This is a genomic window from Bradyrhizobium sp. GW821-FHT13H06, from assembly GCF_058803975.1.
Map to the genome: position 1 here is coordinate 348,664 of NZ_JBXAPN010000002.1, position 18,800 is coordinate 367,463.

Sequence of the window (18,800 nt, forward strand, 5' to 3'; positions counted from 1 at the left end):
GAGGAAAGAGAAAATGCTGGGAATGAAACACTGGCGGCTATCGGCTTCCGTATTGGCCTCGGCCCTGTGCATCGCGATGGGGACGGGTCTGGCTCAAGCGCAGAGCAACGTCGTGATCATGCAGGATCCGGGCGGCGGGTATGGCGATGCATTGCGCAAGGTCATGTACGACCCGTTCGAGAAGGAGACCGGCATCAAGGTGGTCACCGTCCAGGAAGCCCGTAGCGGCCCGCGCATCAAGGCTCAGGCCGAAGCCGGCAAAGCGCAATGGGACCTGACGTTTATCTTCGACCAGGAGACGAAGCTGCTCGGCGACTGCTGCCTGGCCGATATCGACTATTCCAAGCTGTCGGACGGGGCGAAGCAAACGCTGGCGGCGATGCCGGACAATCTGAAGCGCAAGAAGGGCGTAGCCTTGCAGGTGATCGGCGTCGGCCTCGTCTACAACAAGGACAAGTACAAGGGAGAAAACGTACCGACGAGTTGGGCCGACTTCTGGGACGTGAAGAAATTCCCCGGCCGGCGCTGCATGCCCGCCTGGCCGCGCTTCGTGTTCGAAGCGGCGCTGATGGCCGACGGCGTCGAGAAGAGCAAGCTCTACCCGATCGACATGGAGCGGGCGCTGAAGAAGGTCAAGGAGATCAAGCCGCACATCGCCAAATGGTGGACGACGTCGGCACAGCCGCCGCAACTCCTGCTCGACGGCGAGGCCGACATGTGCATGGCCTATACCGGCTCGATGAGCAAGCTCGCCCTGGAGGGCGCGCCGATCGACCTGACCTTCAACCAGGGCTTCGTCTACTACGACTTCTTCTCGATCCCCAAGGGAGCGCCGAACTACGACAACGCACTGAAACTGCTGTCCTGGCGGCTCGAGCCCAAGCGCGCGGCGCAGCTCACCTCGACCTTCCCGGTAGCCCTCCCCTCCCGGGTCGTGTTCGAGGCGGCGACCGACAAGAAGCTCGCCCGTTACTGGGCCAACAACCCGGACAACATCTCGAAAGCAATCGAATGGAGTCCGGATTATTGGGGCGCGGCTTCGCCGGCCGGAAATTCCACCAATGAAGAGTACGGGCAGGAGAAGCTCAACGCCTTGCTGGCCCAGTAGGCAGGCTGATCGGCCCCGATCCGAAAGGATCGGGGCCGATCCCACACCCGGGCTATTGCCGTTCGCGCGGCCATGCTAGATCGAGTGAAAGATCATTCTATTTTGGCTGGTGGATGGATAAGGCTTTTACCAAGGGACTGCGTCTCCTGGAAGCACTTGCTCTGAGCGAGCGGCCCCGCGGGGTCACGGACCTCGCGAGCGAGCTGAAGCTCACCAAGAGCAACGTGCATCGGCTGCTGATGACTTTGCAGTCCCAAGGCTATGTGCGCCAGATCCCCCCGCACAGCACCTACGAGCTCACGACCAAGATCTGGGCGCTCGGCAGCCATGTCATCCACCGGATGGATCTCATCAACGTCGCGCGACCGGCAATGATGAAGCTTGCCGAGATCACCGGCGAGACCATTCACCTGTCCGTGCTCGAAGACACCGACGTCGTCTACGTCGACAAGATCGAAAGCGCTCACCATATCCGCGCCCATACGAGCGTGGGCATGCGCGCACCCGCTTTCACCATGGCGACGGGGAAGGCGATGCTCGCACATATGCCTGATGACTACCTGGAACGATTCCGGCCGCATCTGAGGCGCTACACGGAAACGACGCGAACGACGATCGAGGAGCTGCGGGAGGACATCGAGCTGGCACGCGCGCAGGGCTACTCCTCCGTGCTGCATGGCGAGTGGCGCGAGGGCATCGCGGCCTGCGCTTGCGCGATCCTCGGCCGCTCCGGCGAACTGGTGGGAGCGATCGGCATGTCCGGCCCCGACACCCGCGTGAGGCGCAAGCAGATCAAGGAGTATTCGGTTCACGTCATGGAGGCGGCCCGGACCATCGGCGCCGCCCTCGGCTATTCCAGCAGGCCGGCGGCGTACGCTGTCGTGAGAGGCGATTCTACACCGTCACATCAATTACGACGCGCCCGTTGATCCTGTTTCCTTTGGAGGGCATCCTGGCTCGGACCCTTGCGCGCTGAAAAAGCGTCAGGTGATGGGAAAGTCCGCCGGTCCTTCCGTCTCGCCAATTTCTCCGCATCACGATAGCGCCGGAAGTGTCGCTGACGCCTCCGATATCAGTCGCCTCGAGACCTCGCGCCTGCCGACGCGGGAGATCTGCGACAGGACAATCGCAATCTCCTCGGCAACAATGGGCCATCGCACGACGTCAGAAATACCAGCCCCCAACAACGCATCGGCACCGATCTCGAATGCCGTCCTCGTCGCAAGGACGATCGGAACCGACGGAAGCTCGTGATGCAGCACGGTCGCCAGTTCAAGGGATTGCCCGAGCGAGCCGACCGGACCGACGACCACGAAATCGAACCGGTCGGGAGCTGCTTTGGACGCGGAACGTGCAGCCTCAGCCGTGGCGAAGCCCACGGCTTCGAAGCCGAGCGCAGCAATCATTTCCTCGTCACCACGAAGGCGGTGAATGTCGCCGGCTACGAGCATCACGACCTTGCCCTGTCCTGTCATATGCTCAGGCGGGCGCTGCTCCGGCAAGGCCGCCGCCGTGGCCCGCGGCAACCAGACGTCGAAATGGCTGCCCTCGCCCGGACAACTGCGCACATTGATCCCTCCCCCGTGGTCGAGAACGATCTCCTTCACCGTTGCGAGTCCCAATCCGTTTCCGCTGGACCTCGTCGTGAAGAACGGCTCGAATATCCGGTCCAATGTCGGTCCGTCCATGCCCGCCCCCGTGTCCGAAACCGAAATTCGCACGTACTGGCCAGGCTCGATCTTGTCGTGGCTGAGGCAGATCGGATCGAGCACCTCATGCAGCTCGATCTCGATCTCAATTCGTCCTGACTCCGGTATCGCGTTCGCCGCGTTGTTGCACAGGTTCATGATGACCTGTTGCAGCTGCACGCTCTCGCCAATGACGATCAATCCGGCCGGATGCTGTCTGACCACCATTTCAATCCGGGGCGGCAGCGCAACGCGCAACAGCGAGACCGTTTCGGCGACGAGCGCACCGATGCTGACGGAGTCGCGACGAATGTCGGAGCGACGGCCGAACATGAGGATTTGACTGACGAGATCGCGGGCCCGGTCTGCGCTTCGCCGTATCCCGGCGAGATAGCGCACCAGCGCGGGGCTGGAGCGAGCGTGCTCTTCCATCACTTCGGCATAGCCGAGGATCCCTCCCAGGATGTTATTGAAGTTGTGAGCGATGCCGCTGGTGAAAGTGCCGATCCTCTCCATGCGGCGCGCCTGCTGCAAGCGCTTCTGCAGGCGATTTCGCTCCTCGTCGACACTTCGCCGCTCGACTGCATGGATGAAAGTGTCCAAGGCCATACGCAGGAGAACGAGTTCGCCGGCGTGAGAAACGCGACACTTGCAACCGACGGCATCGAAGCCGAACGCGACCATGCGGCCTTGACGATCGCTATTGATCGCACATGCCCATCCCCCGAGACCCATGCCCTCCAGGAAGAGCTTGTTGTCGCCCACGGGCATGCGGCGCACGTCGGGCACGTGGACGACTCCTTCGCCGTCGACCATCCGGCAGGCCAGATCGACCGCGGCTTCAGGCCAGCCGGGCGGGAACTCCCTGCCCGGCTGATGCCAGACATACGACCGTGTCGTCGCGCCGGACACGACGACATAGACGCGGTCAGATCCTGCAAAAGTTCCGAACGAAGCGATGGCTCGCTGGATTTCCGCTTCGATGCCTTGCGGAGTCGCATTGATGAAATTCATCGATATGTCCGCAATAATGTGTTCCAGCGCCGCGCGGCGATGCAGCGCGTTGGCGCGTGATCTCAACCGGAGACCGAGATAGATCAGGAATGCGATCAGCGCGATCGAGGAGCCGTAGAGCATTGCGCGATAGAAGCGGGCCGAATTTCGCGACGTGACCTGCAGGTCCAGGATAGTCGCGCGCAAGGCCGCCTGATCCTGCTTGTGTCGCAGCGTCAACATCTTCTTCAGGATGTTGTCGACCGAAGGCAGCAGCCGATGCAGCAAACGGCCATGAGCGAGGAAGGGCTCGATCAGGACCACCTGCCCGGATCCGGCCGCCTGCCCGTCCAGTTCGTCCAGGCGCTCTTCGGCTTCCTTGACCGCAGTCGACGACGTGTCCAGCGTCAGGTGGAGGATGGCCGTCCCCGCCGACCTGATGGCGAGGTCCAGATCGCGGCGGTCCGAATTCGTTGCGAAACGCGCGAAGAAGGACAGCGAGTTGTGCATGACCGCGTTCTGGCTCTTGAAATACTCGACCAGTTCCTCCTGGCGGTCCACCGAGGCGGCGAGCCGATTGACCATGTCGGCGGTCCGGCCGTCGACCTCGACGGTTGCGCGCAAGCGGGCGATGGCCTCGTGCAGCCCATCGATTTCGCTGACCAATGGATCATAGTTGAGTAACAGGCCCGCGCGGGCGGTGAAGAGGTCACGGTACAGCGCATCCTCGATCAAGCCGAAACGATCGATCTCGATCAGCGCACGATCATAAAGCTCCGCCTCCGGATTCACCGCGCGCCATGAGAACCAGGTCAGCAGAACCGACAGCCCGATCACGACCGCCGCCCATCGCACGGCCCTCATGGCGCCGCTCCGGTCACGGGTTTGCCACGGTAATTGCCCGTCAAGGTTCCGAGGAAGGCTACCAGCGAGGCAACCTGATCATCGTTCAACGTCCGATCGAGCTGCGCAGCCGCCATCCGGCGCACCGCGTCTTCGAGGGTGGCGCCGCTTCCGTCGTGGAAATAGGGTGCGGTGACGGCGACATTGCGCAGGCTCGGCACACGAACCCGGAACGGCCCGCGTGCAACCAGGGGACGGAAAATGCCCTGACGAGCGATCAGATTGCCGCCGATATTGACGCCTTGATGGCACGCGCTGCAGCCGAAAGCCTTGAAGGTCTTGTAGCCTTCGAGTTCGGCCGGAGAGAGCGCGGATGCATCGCCTGCGAGCCACCGATCGAAGCGGCTGTCCGGCGTGAGCAGGGATCGCTCGAATGTCGAGATGGCATCGAGCAGGCTGTCGCGATCGACGTCGCGGCCGTAGGCAGCACGAAACTGCTTGTTCAGGGCCGCATCGGCCTTCAACTTCAGCACGGCGTCGGCAACGGTGCTGCGCATGCTGGTCGGGCTGCTGATCGAATCTTCCGTCTGATCGGAAAAACTGCGAAAACGGCCTTCCCACGTCAGACGAAAGCTCAGAGCTGCATTGAACACGGTGAGCGTGTCGAGCTGCCCTCCTGATGCCGGATTCCGGCTCCTGCCTCCATCCGCTCCATTGGTGCGGAGGTCGTGGCAGGATGAGCAGGCAAACCTCCCGTCGGCGGACAGCCGCGTATCGCCAAACAGGCGCTCGCCCAGAGCGAGTTTTCGGGGATCAGCCGGCGGCGGCGGCGGGATCGGCGTGATCGGCTCGCCATCGGCTTCGGTCGGGGCCGTCGAAGACGATACCGTCGACGGCCCGAGGCCGGCAAACGTTCCTGCAAGTAACACTGTTGCGCAGACGGCTGCCACAATCGATTTCATCTCAGATCGATTTCACCTTTGACTGCGTTTTCAATATCGAGACGACAAAGCCCCATGTCTCGCAGGAGCCGATCATCGAGCTGGCGCAGTTCGGCCACGGCGCGCCGCACGGCCCTGCGTTCGCCGATCGATCTGCCCAGCGCCAGCGCCGCCGCGCCGATCGATGCATACCAGGCTGGGGACGATTGCGCGGGGCGACTGACGAGCGGAACATCGGACATGAACGGCTGCGCATCCGGCAGCGGCAGCGGCCGATGCGATTCCACGTCCTCGACCGGCAGGCTGACCTGACGCGCGATCAAGCGCAGGTTTCCCCGACCCCTGTGCGCCCGATCGCTCTTCGCCTGATCGGAAGCGGGCTCGATCTCGACTTCCGCTTCGCGTTCTTCCGGCAGAGCATGGTATGGATACATCGCACAAGCGTAGGCGGCACAACCAGCAAGGAACTCGGCAGTCAGCAAGGAGCCAACGGTCACCGTGAAATCGACAAGCGCCTTGGCCGGGACCATCGCCGATCGTGCGACGACATTCGTGAAGCGCCTCGTCACCTTCGGTTGAAGCGCACCTTCATCGATTCGCGCGGGCCAGGATGAGGGCCTTATTCCGGGCAGAGATCGTTCGTGGCGCACACGTTCGTCAGGTCGCTCCTGGATCGCGCTTCGTGGACCATCGCATGTTGTCTTCTTGACCATCAGCATGATCGTCTCCATGTCGTTTGCATGGGAGACTCTGCTGCCGTCACGTTTCCGGGACATTCCAACGCGGGCCAAAACGACTACATCTGTAATACGAATTCCGGCACATTCGAAGCGGCGCGCCATGTTACCAGCCCGCCGCCGAATGGGCGGCCCCTCACCGCTCCGACCGTCAAAGCCGCTCCACCGATAGCGTGAAGACATAGCCAATGCCGCGTTCGGTCCGGATGATGGACGGCACACTCGGATCTGTTTCCAGCTTGCGGCGCAGCCGGAGCACCTGCACGTCGATGCTCCGGTCGTATACATCCTCGTGCAGACGCGTCGCCTGCAAGAGATGCTCACGGGACAGCGGCTTTTGCGGCGCATCGAGGAAGGCCATCAGCAGCGCATATTCGCCTTTCGTGAGGCCGACTGGTTCGCCGTGCGAATTCGTCAGCCGACGCAGGCGCCGATCGACCTGCCAGCTACCAAAGCGCCAGCGGCCGTTCTCGGCATCACGCTGCTGGGCCAGGGACGGTGCGGCCTCTCGCCGCCTGAGAACGGCTTTGATGCGGGCGACGAGTTCCCTCAGACCGAAGGGCTTCGTCAAATAGTCGTCCGCGCCCAACTCGAGCCCGATCACGCGATCGATCTCGTCGCGCCGATGCCCCGTCGTGATGATGACCGGCACATCCGATTGCGCGCGTATCTCGCGCAGCAGGTCCAGACCGTCCTCCTGACCGAGGCGAAGATCGAGCACCACGAGGTCCGGTGAATTGCGGAGAAGAAGAGCCGGGACCTCCTCTCGTCGCGAAGCAGAGAGAGTCCGAATGTCATGGTCTTCGAGATAGTTGGTCACCAGATGCCGCATGGTCATGTCGTCCTCGACGACAAGACAGAGTGGCACCCGGCGCTTCGAGGTGTCGCTTGGGGGCGATGGACGATCCGACCGCATCAATTCCGAGGATGGGTGGCAAGCGCGGTCGGTCTGGTAGTCCTTTGGGTGTTCCATGTCGCGGCTGCCCCGAAGATATAGGAAGGCCCCCCGAACTGCAGCACACGTTTTTGAGAGTTGCGATCAGAACGCATCTGGCCTCCGCTCGCAGCGAAGCGCCCCAGCTCGCGACGATTACAATGGTAACAAGGCGCTTCGCGCATGAGCATTGGGATCACAACCGATCACGCCGATATCAAGGCGGCATTGAGCACAGCTCAACGAACGCAACCTTCTTTCGATTGTTAGCCGAACCATATCACTCGCGAAGCAGGAGTCTCGTGCCTGACAAAACCAACAGCCGTCGTGATTTCCTGACAATCGCCGGAGCCGCCGCAGCTGGGACCATCCTGGCGCCGTCGCTGGCAACTGCCGCACAGCAGCCCCCTCACGGAGACAGAACCATGGCCAATCGCGCAAAACACAGGAGGAGTTCGCGATCGCGATGAAGGGGGCCTTCCCCACGCTGTCCCGGATGCGGGAGGAGGGCATCATCAAGGCGTGGGGGATCGGGGTAAACACGCCGGAACCGATCCTGCGCGTCATGCAGGAGGCGGACCCTGACGTGCCTGCTCGCCTCGCAGTACTCCCTGATCGATCACGCCAATGCGCTGAACAATCTCTTCCCAGTCGCACGGCAAAAGAACGTGAGCTTCGTCGTGGGATCATCCCTCAATGCCGGCTTCATCTCTGGTCGTTCGCGATACAATTACGGCCAGAACAGCTGGAAGATCCCGACGGAGCACATCGTCAAGCGGGACAAGCTGCGTGCCATCGCCAACCAGTTTGGCGTTGATCTTCGCACGGCCGCGCTGCAGTTCTCGTCGGCACCGGATGTCGCCGTATCGCTGGTCGTCGGCGCCCACACGGAAGCTCAATCGCCGGCTCTCGTCACCGATGGTTGAGATCCGTGCTCGCGGGCATCCGACAGCCATCTCGTCAACGCGGCAGCTGAGAGCGCGCGGCCCAGGCGCGCTGACTGACCGCACCACAGCGGGGTGAAATCCGTGCGCCCTTGACCTTCGGATGCAGCACGCAACGGCGCCAGTGGAGCCGCCGGAATGGGGAACTCGGGCATGTCGATCCCGATCGGGCCAAGCTCTCGAACGACCCGCGTGTCGCATACGCGCGCAGGCCGTCCGGTGAAGATGTTGGTGATCACCGTTTGCTCGGGCGGCGTCGAGCGCGCCGCCTCTTGATACAGAGGGGAGACGTTCGCTTCCTCGCAAAACAGAAAGGCGGTACCGACCTGGACGCCCGAAGCTCCGAGGGCGAATGCTGCAGCAACTCCCCTGGGATCGGCGATGCCCCCGGCTGCTATGACGGGCACCCGTACTGCATCGACGATTTGCGGAACGAGGGCCACGAGACCGACCTGCCGGGTGGGATCCCGGTGCAGAAACGTGCCTCGATGCCCACCGGCTTCAAATCCCTGGGCAATGATCGCATCACAACCGGAATCCTCGAGCCACAACGCCTCTTCGACGATGGTCGCCGACGACACGATCTTCGCACCCGTCCTGCGCACTCGCTCGAGCAGGTACTTCGGCGGAAGACCGAAGTGAAAGCTGACAACCTCCGGCGAGATCTCCTCCAGCAGATCGCAATGTGCGCTCTCGAAGACCGGAACGGGAGAGCCGGAGGCGAACTGCTCGGAGGTCAGCCCGAGCTCGCGATAGTACCGCGTCAGACGCTGCAACCAGGCCTCCTCACGCCGCCGGTCCCGTGTGGGCGCCTCATGGCAAAGAAAGTTCAGGTTGAGCGGCCTCGGCGTGCGCCGCCGTATTTCGCGGACGATGCTACGGGTCTGTTCCGCATTGAGTCCGGACGCAGGAAGCGAGCCGAGCCCGCCTGCTTCGGCAACTCCAATGACCATGTCGGTTGTCACCATGCCGAGCATCGGAGCCTGGATGATCGGCAGATCAATTCCGAACAAGTCGAGTATGGGTCGAGGATAAACGCTCAACGCTCTCTCCCGTATCCTGACACCCGGAGATCCCTCCGGCGGTCACCAACGACCGGCGTTGGCGCCGCCATCGACGTGCAATATCTCCCCGGTCACGAAGGATGCATTGTCGAGATAGAGGACCGCGTCGACGATATCTTCAATTTCTCCAATGCGCCCGATCGGGTGCATCGTCGCTAGAAACCCATGGCTCTCGGGGGCATGCATCGGCGTGCGAACCGCGCCGGGAGCTACCGCATTCACGCGGATGCCCTTATCCGCGTATTCGATCGCAAGCGACCGTGTCGCCGCGTTGACGCCACCCTTGGTGATTGCCGTCAAAGCCGCGGGCAATCCTTTCACCGGCTGCTCGGCCAGGAGACTGGACGTAATGTTGATGATGTGGCCGCTCGCCTGACGAAGCATCTGGGCAATGGCCAGCTGCGAGATGTGAAAGAAACCTCCCATATTGACCTGGACGAGGTTCGCAAACTCGCTTTCCGTGTACTCGGTGAAGGGCTTCGACAGGAAGGCACCGGCATTGTTGACAAGGGTATCGAGGCGGCCGAAGCGCTCTCTTGCCGCCTGGATCACGAGCCTGGCGGTCTCGGGCCGTGCGACGTCGCCGGCCACCTCGACAAGATCTGGCCGGCCGCTGCTGGTGATGTTTCGCGAGCAGGCGACGACGCGGTAGCCGTTGTCGAGGAGTTTCTCGACTATTCCGGCGCCGATGCCCTGGGATGCCCCGGTCACCACAGCCACTTTCTCCGAATTGCTCATCGTTCCTCTCTCATCGAGACAATCGCACCCGGACCAGCGTGACAAGATCGGCGATATCCGTCTTGGCAGTTTCGGACGGCTGCGTCAGGTTTACGTGACAGACGTAAATCGCTCACCTCTCGGCGCGCTTCCGTGATGCTTGCGGGACGCTGCGACCGAACAAAGCCCACGCTTCGCCGGTTAGAATGCCTCAACCGGGGGAGTGAACAGATAGCCGACCGCGCGTTGGGTCTTGATGATCTCGGGCGCGCGCGGATCGATCTCGAGCTTGCGTCTGAGACGCCAGACCCGCACATCGATGCTCCGATCGAACACATGCCCGAAGCGGTTTGCGCGCCTTGCGCGGTTTCAGAGAATCACCGCGATGTCCGCATCATTGCAGATCGGCAAAGTCACGCTGCGGCTGCAACATCGGCAGTCTCTTTTGGCCACATTGTCGCCTGTCGACTGGGGCGGCTGGCATTGTGCCGTACGTTTCGGAGCGTTCCGAACGGCACCGCTGCGAGCCTGCCGCTGCGAATCGCAGCTTCCCGCCGTTGAGTTGGTAGCCGCCGCGCACTGGGACGTGCAGCCAAGCTGGGCTGCGTCCCGAATTGGCCTTGCTGCGTTGCCGCCGTAACCAATTGGAGGCCGCGCCGAAGCTTGGCCGTAACAGTCGGCTTAGCACCCTCCCTCTGCTAGTCGACCAGCCACGGTCGAGGTTCGACAATCAGAGGCCAACAATGAAGATTCTCATCGCTTCGACGCTTGCGGCGGGCCACATCAGTCCGATGCTCGCGATCACGCGGATACTTCTCGACGACGACCACGAGATCGCCTTCCTGACCGGGACCGCATTTCGCGATCGCATCGAAGCCAGCGGCGCGCAATTCCTTCCTCTTCCGGCCGACGCCGATTTCGACGGGCGGGATCTGCCCTCGCCGATTCCCGAACTGAAGGATATCCCACCGGGATCCCAGTGGCTGCGCATCGTCTGCGAACGCCTCTTCGTCGATGCCATCCCTGCCCAGGACCAAGGCCTTCGCGAGGCGCTGAAGCACTTTCAAGCCGACGTCATCGTCGGCGATGACCTGCTGTTCGGCGTCCTGCCGATGCTGCTCGGACCGCGCGAGATGAAGCCGCCGATCGTGCTGTGCGGCACATCGTTCTTGCACTGGAAGCGCGATGACGGCGCACCGGATTTCGTTGGCCTGCCACCTGCGACGACGAAGGAACAGCGCGAGCAATACGCCGTCCTGGCGGGAGAGCGCGACGCCAATGTCGACCAGCCCGTCCTGCGCAAACTGAACGAGGTGCTGAAGACCTACGGCGTGGGACCGGTGTCGGTGCCGCTCTTCCATTCCGTCGTCAGCCTGGCCGATGCCTACTTGCAGCTGTCAGTGCCGGGCTTCGAATTCCCGCGCGAGCTTCCACCCACGGTGCATTTCGTCGGAACGCCGCCCATCATCCGAAATCAGGCCCCGTTGCCGCCTTGGGCGGACGAGCTGGACGGTTCACGCAAGGTCGTCCTGGTCACGCAGGGCACCGTGACCAACCACAATTTCGGGCTCCTGCTCGCGCCAACACTCGCGGCTCTCGCCAACGAGCCCGACTTGCTGGTTGTCGCCACCGCCGGCGGCCGACCGATTGAAACGATTCCCGGACCCATACCCTCCAATGCGCGGCTTGCCAGCTATCTGCCGTTCGAATGGCTGCTCCCCCGCGTGGATGCACTCGTCACCAACGGAGGCTATGGCACCGTCAACCAGGCACTGAGCTTCGGAATCCCTCTGGTTACGGCGGGCCTGATCGAGGACAAGGCCGACGTCAACGCACGCGTGGCGTGGTCGGGCGTCGGGATCAACCTGGCGACCAACGCACCGACATCTGAAGCACTGCGAGAGGCAACGCGAACAGTGCTCGATCGTCCTTCCTACCGCATGCGCGCCACCCAAATGGCCGACGAATTCGCCAGCATCGACACGCGCTCGGAGGTTGTCCGGACCATCCGCCGTCTGGAAAGCCAACGACGCGCGCAGCCGCGCGCCGCCACCATGAAGCCCGCCCGCTCCCGCCGAGCAGCAAGGTGACATAGCCCTGGGTTGGGAAACGATCCCCTCTCTTGTCCGGGCTATCGCATAGGAGAGAAACCCGATCGAATGGCCCCTGGTGAACCATTCCCTCAAGGCGCCCGCTTCCGGCGGGCGCCTTGTCTCGTTCTGCGGCCAAGGGAAATCCTTCGGCTCGGAATGGACACGAGTGCCACACGAACGGGCGCTGTCACCTCCACGCAGTCAAGCGTGAGGCATCGAGTTCGATAGCGTAAATTCTTGACGCAGTTGGCGCATTGCCCATCGAGGCGCTCGAGCGCCGTGTCCGCCCTGGACGGCTTGGGGTTCAACAGCCGCGGCAGATGATCAGTCTGCGATCGACCTCCTCATCGATCTGTCTGAGCTCCAGTTCAAGCGGCGACAGACGCATCCCCTCAGGAATGTCGCCTGGACGCGGCTGCCGGTGACCTATGGGAGCCTGGCGGAACGTGCCGGCATGCTCCGAGGCGCTTGATCCTGGCCAAGCGAGCAGGCTGCGATCCCGTGGACCGCACTGGTCGTGTTTGCATCGGCCGCAAGGGCGGGCACCCAGTTGAACAGCAACGAAGCGGCGACCGCCGTCCGCCGCACAAATCGTTTGTACATCGGCATTCCCCTATCTCGATTCACGTCGATCGTCCGGTTGCGAACGACCGCCTGTCATGGATAGGACGTGCGCGCTACATCAGGACTTCGCGTACGCGATATCGCGCTACCGCTGAAACCGCCTGATCGTTCGGACCCGCCATAGTCACGCCTGCGCGGAGGCGACACGAAGCACGCGGCTCGCCGATGGTGTGGAGAAGTCTCTCCCCTCGAGCGTGGGCTCATTGCCGGGGAGATTGATGGCGAGCCGCACCACGCAAGCCGCAATGACGCACTTGGATTACGATTGTAACGCAGGCTGCCGGGCCTGAAACGGGACGGTAATTCTGCACTCGTAGTCGGAAGAGCGCCGTTCGGCGCGCCGCAGAGATACGGCGGCGATTTTGGTCGGAAGCGGCAATTGATGACCGAGACATCACGCTGCTCTGATCGTGCGGGTTGAGGAAGGGCGAGATCGCTACGCGATGGCAAGTGCCTCTTGTTCCATGATGATGGTCGTGAATGTCACGGCCAGGATCTCGCCGACGGCTTGCCGGGGGAATTGCGCTCGTTTGGATTCGACCCTGGTATCCTCAGGGATCAGGATGAGATAGCGGATTTTTGAGTGAAGTATGCATGCAGTTGGCCACGTCGTAGTTGTCGATGACGATCCCGCCTTGCGACAGATGGTGATGAAATATCTGGAGGAGCACAATGTCCCGACCAGGGCGGCGTGCAACAGGTCCGAACTCAAGCATCATTTCGAGGCCGGCCGGCCCAGCCTGATCATTCTCGACCTTCGCCTTGGTCAGGACGATGGTCTGGATGTGCTGCGGGAGATCCGTTCTCATTCCGATGTGCCTGTCATCATCACGACGGGCCACCGCCCAGACGAAATCGATCGCATCGTCGGGCTCGAGCTCGGCGCCGACGACTACATCGTCAAGCCGTTCTCGCTGCGCGAACTGCTGGCACGCGTTCGGGCGGTGTTGCGGCGGCAGGAGATAGGCCGAGCCGCGCGCGGCCGCGATCCCGAGCGCGGAGGCTATCGCTTCAATGGGTGGAAGCTGGAACGGCGTGGCCGAAAGCTCATCGATCCCAGTCAAGCGCATGTCCCGCTCAGCAAGGGAGAATATGCCTTGTTGCTAGCGTTCCTCGAGGCGCCACAGCGTCCCCTGACCCGCGAGCATCTGCTTCAGGCGACGCGCATTCATGAAGACATTTTCGACCGCAGCATCGACGTTCAGGTGCTGCGGCTGCGGCGCAAGCTGGAGGTCGATCCGAGTGCGCCGCGCGTCATTCAAACCGAACGCGGCGTCGGCTATATCTTCGCGGTTCCCGTAGATCCGTTCTGAAGCGCGATGCGGATGTGTGCCGGGAACGGGGTTTCCCGACCGTATGCGCGGCCCTTTCAGCCGACGCAATTCACGCAGCGGCTCGGCTTCCTACCGTCGGCGGATGAGATCGCAGGAAATCGTAGTTTAGCGGGCAAAATCGAACGATTGGTAGCGGGGGAGGGACTCGAACCCCCGACCCCAGGATTATGATTCCCGTGCTCTAACCAGCTGAGCTACCCCGCCACAGGGATCGCGGCGGCGACTGAGGCCGATCTCGCGAACGCGCGGCATATAAAGAAGGGGGCGGCGGGAAGTCAAGCAAAGTGGGCCGCCTTTTTCCGGCCTCGCCGAGGCTACGTCGGGACAAGCCGCCTTGCGAATACGGCCCCTTTTTCAATGCGTTCGGCATCGCCGGGCTTGTCCGGCCATCCACGCCGTCATTCGCAGCCCAGGAACGTGGATGCCTGGGACAAGTTCGGGCACGACGAGATTCTGGGGGACTAAAGGCCTATTTCGGCCTCACATTCGGATCGCCGCCGGGGCTGCCGGGGGGCGGGATCACGGGGGTGTTGCCGCCGGTGTCGGGGGCCGGCGCGTGCATCTCGGGGTCGATGCCTGAGGGCGGGCAGAGCACGCCGTCGGATTTGGCCAGCCTATCGCCGAGCGGTTCCCGGGACTGGCCGGTGGTAGTGCCGTCGGCCTGACGATTCGGACGGTCCTGCGGCGTGCAGTTCACCGCGTGTTGCGGGGACGGCGGCGCGGTCTGTTGCGGCGGCGTCGCCGGGGCGGGCGGGGCCTGCGCGATCGCGCTGCCTGAAGCGGCGATCAGGAGGCCGGCCAGAATGATGTGTGATGTCGTGCGCATGGAAAGGAAACGCCCGCGCGGCGTCCCCTGTTCCCATGTCATGCAATCACGATTTGCGGTAGCGGATCAGCGAGAAATGGCCCATCGGCGGCATGGGGCGGCGCTCGGTGAGGGTGATGCCGCCGTGCCTGGCGGCCCAGTTGACGAGGCGAGCCCACGGGAATTCCGGGCGCCAGCCGAGGCGGCGGGCGATGGGAGCAAAGGCGAGTTCGAACAGCTTTCGGGGGCCGCTCTCGGCGCCGATGTGGTTGACGAGGATCAGCTCGCCGCCGGGCTTGAGCACGCGGACGAACTCGTCGAGCGTGCCTTCGGGATCGGGCACGGCAGTGATGACATATTGCGCGACCACCGCGTCGAAGACGTTGTCGGGGAAGGCGAGGTTCTTCGCATCCATCACCGAGAGCACTTCGACGTTGCTCAAGCGAAGCGCGCGCACGCGCGCCTGCGCCTTGCGCAACATCGGCTCGGAAATGTCGACGCCGCATACCTTCGTCGTGCGCGCGTAGTCGGAGAGCGAAAGCCCGGTGCCGACGCCGACGTCGAGAATGCGGCCGCCGATGCGGTCGGCCTCCGCGATGGTCGACTGCCTTCCGGCGTCGAACACCTTGCCGAACACGAGATCATAGACCGGCGCCCAGCGGCCATAGGCCTTCTCGACCCCGGCCCGCGAGATGTCTGCTGCCATGCCCCTGCCCTTACTTCACCTCTCCCCGACGGGGAGAGGTGACCCCAGCCCGACCAGCTGCGCAGAATGTCGTCGTTGTCTTGCGCATGATCTTGTCGGAAAACCGCTCACACTTTTCCGAATCATGCTGCTCAGCCGCGGACCGCTTCCGCCAGCGGGCGCGAGGTGGCCGCGCCGACCTTCGCCGCGGCGCTCTGGATGAAGCCGCCGCCGAGCACGCGGGCCTGGCCGCTGGCTGCATCGTAGAACACGCAGGCCTGGCCGGGCGAGACGCCCTCCTCGCCGGCGACGAGTTCGACCTCGTATTGGCCATTGCCGCCGCGCAGCCACGCCGGCTGGGGGCTGCGGGTGGAGCGCACGCGCACGAACATCTCGAGGCCGCCGCCAATCGCGCTGTCGATGTCGCCATCGCCGATCCAGTTGACGTCGCGGAGCACGATGCGGTGCATCTTCAGCGCATCGCGCGGACCAACGACGACGCGGCGGTGCGCTGCATCCAGCCGCACCACGAACAGCGGCGAACCGGATGCGATGCCGAGGCCGCGGCGCTGGCCGACGGTGAAATTGGCGATGCCGTTGTGCCGGCCGAGCACGCGTCCGTCGAGATCGACGATGTCGCCGGGGTCCATCGCGTTCGGACGCAGGCGCGTGATGATGTCGGTGTAGCGGCCCGTCGGCACGAAGCAGATGTCCTGGCTGTCGTGCTTGTCGGCGACCGCGAGCCCAAAGCGGCGCGCCAGCTCGCGGGTCTGCGGCTTGGTCATGTCGCCGAGCGGAAAGCGCAGGAAATCGAGCTGCTCGCGCGTGGTCGCGAACAGGAAATAGCTCTGGTCGCGGTCGGCATCGGCGGCGCAGACCAGCGCCCGCGAGCCATCGGGCAGGCGGCGGGAGGCAACATAATGGCCTGTCGCGAGCGCCTGCGCGCCGAGCTCACGCGCGGTCTTCAGGAGATCGCGGAACTTGACCGAGCGGTTGCACTCGACGCAAGGCACCGGCGTCTCGCCGAGCGCGTAAGAGTCGGCAAAGTTGTCGATGACGGACTCGCGAAAGCGGTCCTCGTAGTCGAGCACGTAATGGGGAATGCCGAGCTTGGCCGCGACATCGCGGGCATCGTGGATGTCCTGGCCCGCGCAGCAGGCGCCCTTGCGGTGGGTCGCCGCGCCATGGTCGTAGAGCTGCAGCGTGATGCCGACGACGTCGTAGCCCTCCGCCTTCAGCAGCGCAGCCGTCGTCGAAGAATCGACGCCGCCCGACATGGCGACGACGACCCTGGTGTCTTCGGGACGGCCTTCGAGATCCAGACTGTTCAGCATGGGCCTTAAAGCGTTGTGACGGCGGCGTAGCGCGATCCGCGATTCCTGTGCCTTCTCGCGGGGCATCGGCGATCCCCCGGAACTCTAGTTCCCGAAGGGCACGGCTGCCCAAGTCGAAAGCGGCTGAGAGTGACCCCTTTAATATAGGCGGCGTTCCGGTGAAGCAATCACGCGGGCAGCCAGCTTAGGGCAATTCTTGCCGGGGGCGGCAGAAATGGCGGGGGCGCGGCGCGCTGCCGGGCGGCGACATAAACAATCAACACATTGATTTTGTTGTATAAATCTACATGGAGAGACGCTGGCCCGCTCCTTGCTACCCCTTGTCCGAAGTTGCTTCCAAGGGGTCGCCTGTGGTTGGTCGTACGTCAGATGTCGTGGCAAGCGTGCAAGTCCAGAGCGCGCAGCAAAAGCCTGCCCGGTCGCAAGCCTCGAAGGCCACGCCCGCGAGCGACGCTTTCGGCTCCCTGGTCGACAGCAATACCCAGGCAATCAGCAACAAGGCGCAGGCGCAGGATACGGCGCGCCGGAGCGATTCGACGTCATCCTCCACGGCATCCGACCGGAGTCCCCGCGACACCTCTTCCACGGAGCAGTCTTCGCAGAGCAGGGCGAGCGACGATACCGAGACGTCTGCGCCGGCGAAGAACGACAAGAGCGACGCGGCCAGTGATCCCGCCAAGGACGCCGGCAAGATCAAGGACAAGTCCGAGACATCGGACGCCAAATCGGCGGACGAATCCGACGAGACCAAGGGCGACAAGACCGACGGCACCGACGCCCTCACCACCACTGTCGACGCGGCTGCCGCCGCGCCGACCGATGCGACGCAGCCCGCCCTGCCCGATCCGAACGCGATTGTCGTTGCAGCGCCCGTTGTGCCGGCCGATCCGAATGCGGCTACGAGCCAGGCCGGCGATGCCGCCGCCTCGCCGCTGACGATCGCCGCAGCAGGTCTTGCCGCCAGTGCCTCCACTGCGGCGCAGATCGCCGGCAACAAGACCGATGCCGCCGGCGACAAGAGCGCCAAGGCCGCAGGCGCCGAGATCGATGCCGAGACCACGACGACGCTCGGCGAGACCGCGACCGGCGCGAGCGAGGCGACCGCGACCGATGCAAAGGCCAATGGCGGACTGATCGCCGCCGTCAGCCAGGGCACGCCGAAGACCTCGTTCAAGGACGCCGCAACCGCGCAGGCCCAGACCGACGTCTCGAATATCGGCCAGGACACCGGCAAGACGAACGCCGCGCAGGCTCCGGCGACCGCGACGGTCGCGCATCCGCAAGCCGCAAAGCCGCAGGCAGATGGCGGAGCGGCCGAGGCCAAGGCAGCCCTCGCCGACCGCGCCGCCGACCCGGCACAAGGCGCGCCAGCCACGCACGCGCATGCGGGCACGCAAGCCACCATCGCCCCGACGGATACCGGCGCGCAGGCCGCTTCCGCCGTGCAGGCGCCGCTGACCAATACGACCTCGGCCGCCACAGCATCGACCGCGACGCTCACCGCGACCGCGGCAAGCCATGCGACCGTGCCGATCAGCGGCGTGCCGATCGAGATCGCGGCTGCCATTCGCGCCGGCAAGTCCCGGTTCGACATCAGCCTCGACCCGGCCGAGCTCGGCCGCATCGACGTCCGCATCAATGTCGACCGCAACGGCCAGGTCACCTCGCATCTCACGGTGGAGAAGCCGGAGACGCTCTCGATGCTCAAGCAGGACGCACCGCAATTGCAGCGCGCGCTCGACGATGCAGGCTTCAAGACCGGCAGCAACGGGCTGTCCTTCAGCCTGCGCGACCAGAATTCATCGGGCCAGAATTCCGGGCAGAATCACGAGAATGGCGGCAATGCCCGCCGGCTGATCATCAGCGAGGACGAAACCGTTGCCGCTGCGCCCGTCGGACGCGGCTACGGCCGCATGCTCGGATCGAGCAGCGGCGTCGACATCAGAGTGTGAGGAG

At 63.8% G+C, this 18,800-nt stretch carries 16 protein-coding genes and 1 tRNA gene; 6 read left to right on the forward strand and 11 right to left on the reverse strand.

Features of this window, described 5'->3' with window-relative positions; translation table 11 throughout:
* Positions 1-13: 13 nt before the first annotated feature.
* Both AC1RQP_RS08485 and AC1RQP_RS08490 read left to right on the forward strand, forming a co-directional pair.
* The gene (locus tag AC1RQP_RS08485) at positions 14-1,108 is read left to right on the forward strand and encodes an extracellular solute-binding protein (protein WP_492936598.1); all 1,095 of its coding nucleotides are present in this window, start codon (positions 14-16) and stop codon (positions 1,106-1,108) included.
* Between the two features lie 113 nt (positions 1,109-1,221).
* Positions 1,222-2,037, forward strand: a complete 816-nt coding sequence (locus AC1RQP_RS08490) for an IclR family transcriptional regulator (RefSeq protein ID WP_492936599.1) — start codon at positions 1,222-1,224, stop codon at positions 2,035-2,037.
* Between the two features lie 105 nt (positions 2,038-2,142).
* Here the strand turns inward: AC1RQP_RS08490 and AC1RQP_RS08495 are convergent, their stop codons facing one another.
* The 4 genes from AC1RQP_RS08495 to AC1RQP_RS08510 all read right to left on the reverse strand — a co-directional run bounded on the left by AC1RQP_RS08495 (position 2,143) and on the right by AC1RQP_RS08510 (position 7,226).
* Positions 2,143-4,653, reverse strand: coding sequence for a two-component system VirA-like sensor kinase (locus tag AC1RQP_RS08495; RefSeq protein WP_492936600.1), 2,511 nt, complete (start codon positions 4,651-4,653; stop codon positions 2,143-2,145).
* Entirely contained in the window at positions 4,650-5,594 is a 945-nt protein-coding gene (locus AC1RQP_RS08500; RefSeq protein WP_492936601.1) for a cytochrome-c peroxidase, read from the reverse strand. Before AC1RQP_RS08500 ends, AC1RQP_RS08495 begins: the two co-directional genes overlap by 4 nt.
* The gene (locus tag AC1RQP_RS08505) at positions 5,591-6,292 is read right to left on the reverse strand and encodes a DUF1127 domain-containing protein (RefSeq protein WP_492936602.1); all 702 of its coding nucleotides are present in this window, start codon (positions 6,290-6,292) and stop codon (positions 5,591-5,593) included. The genes AC1RQP_RS08500 and AC1RQP_RS08505 overlap by 4 nt, the downstream gene beginning before the upstream one ends.
* 169 nt (positions 6,293-6,461) lie before the next feature.
* Positions 6,462-7,226, reverse strand: coding sequence for a response regulator (locus AC1RQP_RS08510; RefSeq protein WP_492937119.1), 765 nt, complete (start codon positions 7,224-7,226; stop codon positions 6,462-6,464).
* Positions 7,227-7,876: 650 nt separating this feature from the next.
* On the opposite strand from AC1RQP_RS08510, the gene AC1RQP_RS08515 reads away from it, so the two are divergent.
* Positions 7,877-8,170 (forward strand): aldo/keto reductase, encoded by a 294-nt coding sequence (locus AC1RQP_RS08515; RefSeq protein WP_492937121.1) that lies wholly within the window; start codon positions 7,877-7,879, stop codon positions 8,168-8,170.
* Here AC1RQP_RS08515 and AC1RQP_RS08520 read toward each other — a convergent pair.
* The 3 genes from AC1RQP_RS08520 to AC1RQP_RS08530 form a co-directional block, all read right to left on the reverse strand.
* Complete coding sequence (locus AC1RQP_RS08520) at positions 8,140-9,231, reverse strand: NAD(P)H-dependent flavin oxidoreductase (RefSeq protein WP_492936603.1); 1,092 nt, start codon at positions 9,229-9,231, stop codon at positions 8,140-8,142. The two genes, AC1RQP_RS08515 and AC1RQP_RS08520, sit on opposite strands and share 31 nt — an antisense overlap.
* Before the next feature lie 42 nt (positions 9,232-9,273).
* Positions 9,274-9,990 (reverse strand): SDR family NAD(P)-dependent oxidoreductase, encoded by a 717-nt coding sequence (locus tag AC1RQP_RS08525; RefSeq protein ID WP_239626886.1) that lies wholly within the window; start codon positions 9,988-9,990, stop codon positions 9,274-9,276.
* Between the two features lie 180 nt (positions 9,991-10,170).
* Positions 10,171-10,305 (reverse strand): winged helix-turn-helix domain-containing protein, encoded by a 135-nt coding sequence (locus AC1RQP_RS08530; protein ID WP_492936604.1) that lies wholly within the window; start codon positions 10,303-10,305, stop codon positions 10,171-10,173.
* A 407-nt stretch (positions 10,306-10,712) separates the two neighbouring features.
* On the opposite strand from AC1RQP_RS08530, the gene AC1RQP_RS08535 reads away from it, so the two are divergent.
* The gene (locus AC1RQP_RS08535) at positions 10,713-12,059 is read left to right on the forward strand and encodes a glycosyltransferase (RefSeq protein WP_492937122.1); all 1,347 of its coding nucleotides are present in this window, start codon (positions 10,713-10,715) and stop codon (positions 12,057-12,059) included.
* 1,217 nt (positions 12,060-13,276) lie between these two features.
* Entirely contained in the window at positions 13,277-13,999 is a 723-nt protein-coding gene (locus AC1RQP_RS08540; protein WP_492936605.1) for a response regulator, read from the forward strand.
* Positions 14,000-14,147: 148 nt separating this feature from the next.
* On the opposite strand, the gene AC1RQP_RS08545 is transcribed toward AC1RQP_RS08540, so the two are convergent.
* The 4 genes from AC1RQP_RS08545 to mnmA all read right to left on the reverse strand — a co-directional run bounded on the left by AC1RQP_RS08545 (position 14,148) and on the right by mnmA (position 16,844).
* A tRNA-Met gene (locus tag AC1RQP_RS08545) sits at positions 14,148-14,224 on the reverse strand.
* Between the two features lie 265 nt (positions 14,225-14,489).
* Positions 14,490-14,846: a hypothetical protein gene (locus AC1RQP_RS08550; protein ID WP_239626895.1), complete on the reverse strand. Its 357-nt coding sequence runs from the start codon at positions 14,844-14,846 to the stop codon at positions 14,490-14,492.
* Positions 14,847-14,892: 46 nt separating this feature from the next.
* Positions 14,893-15,531, reverse strand: coding sequence for a class I SAM-dependent methyltransferase (locus AC1RQP_RS08555; protein WP_492936606.1), 639 nt, complete (start codon positions 15,529-15,531; stop codon positions 14,893-14,895).
* Positions 15,532-15,662: 131 nt separating this feature from the next.
* Positions 15,663-16,844 (reverse strand): tRNA 2-thiouridine(34) synthase MnmA, encoded by a 1,182-nt coding sequence (mnmA, locus tag AC1RQP_RS08560; protein WP_492936607.1) that lies wholly within the window; start codon positions 16,842-16,844, stop codon positions 15,663-15,665.
* Between the two features lie 350 nt (positions 16,845-17,194).
* Between mnmA and AC1RQP_RS08565 the strand changes: the two genes are divergently transcribed.
* Positions 17,195-18,796, forward strand: coding sequence for a flagellar hook-length control protein FliK (locus AC1RQP_RS08565; RefSeq protein WP_492936608.1), 1,602 nt, complete (start codon positions 17,195-17,197; stop codon positions 18,794-18,796).
* Positions 18,797-18,800: the final 4 nt, after the last annotated feature.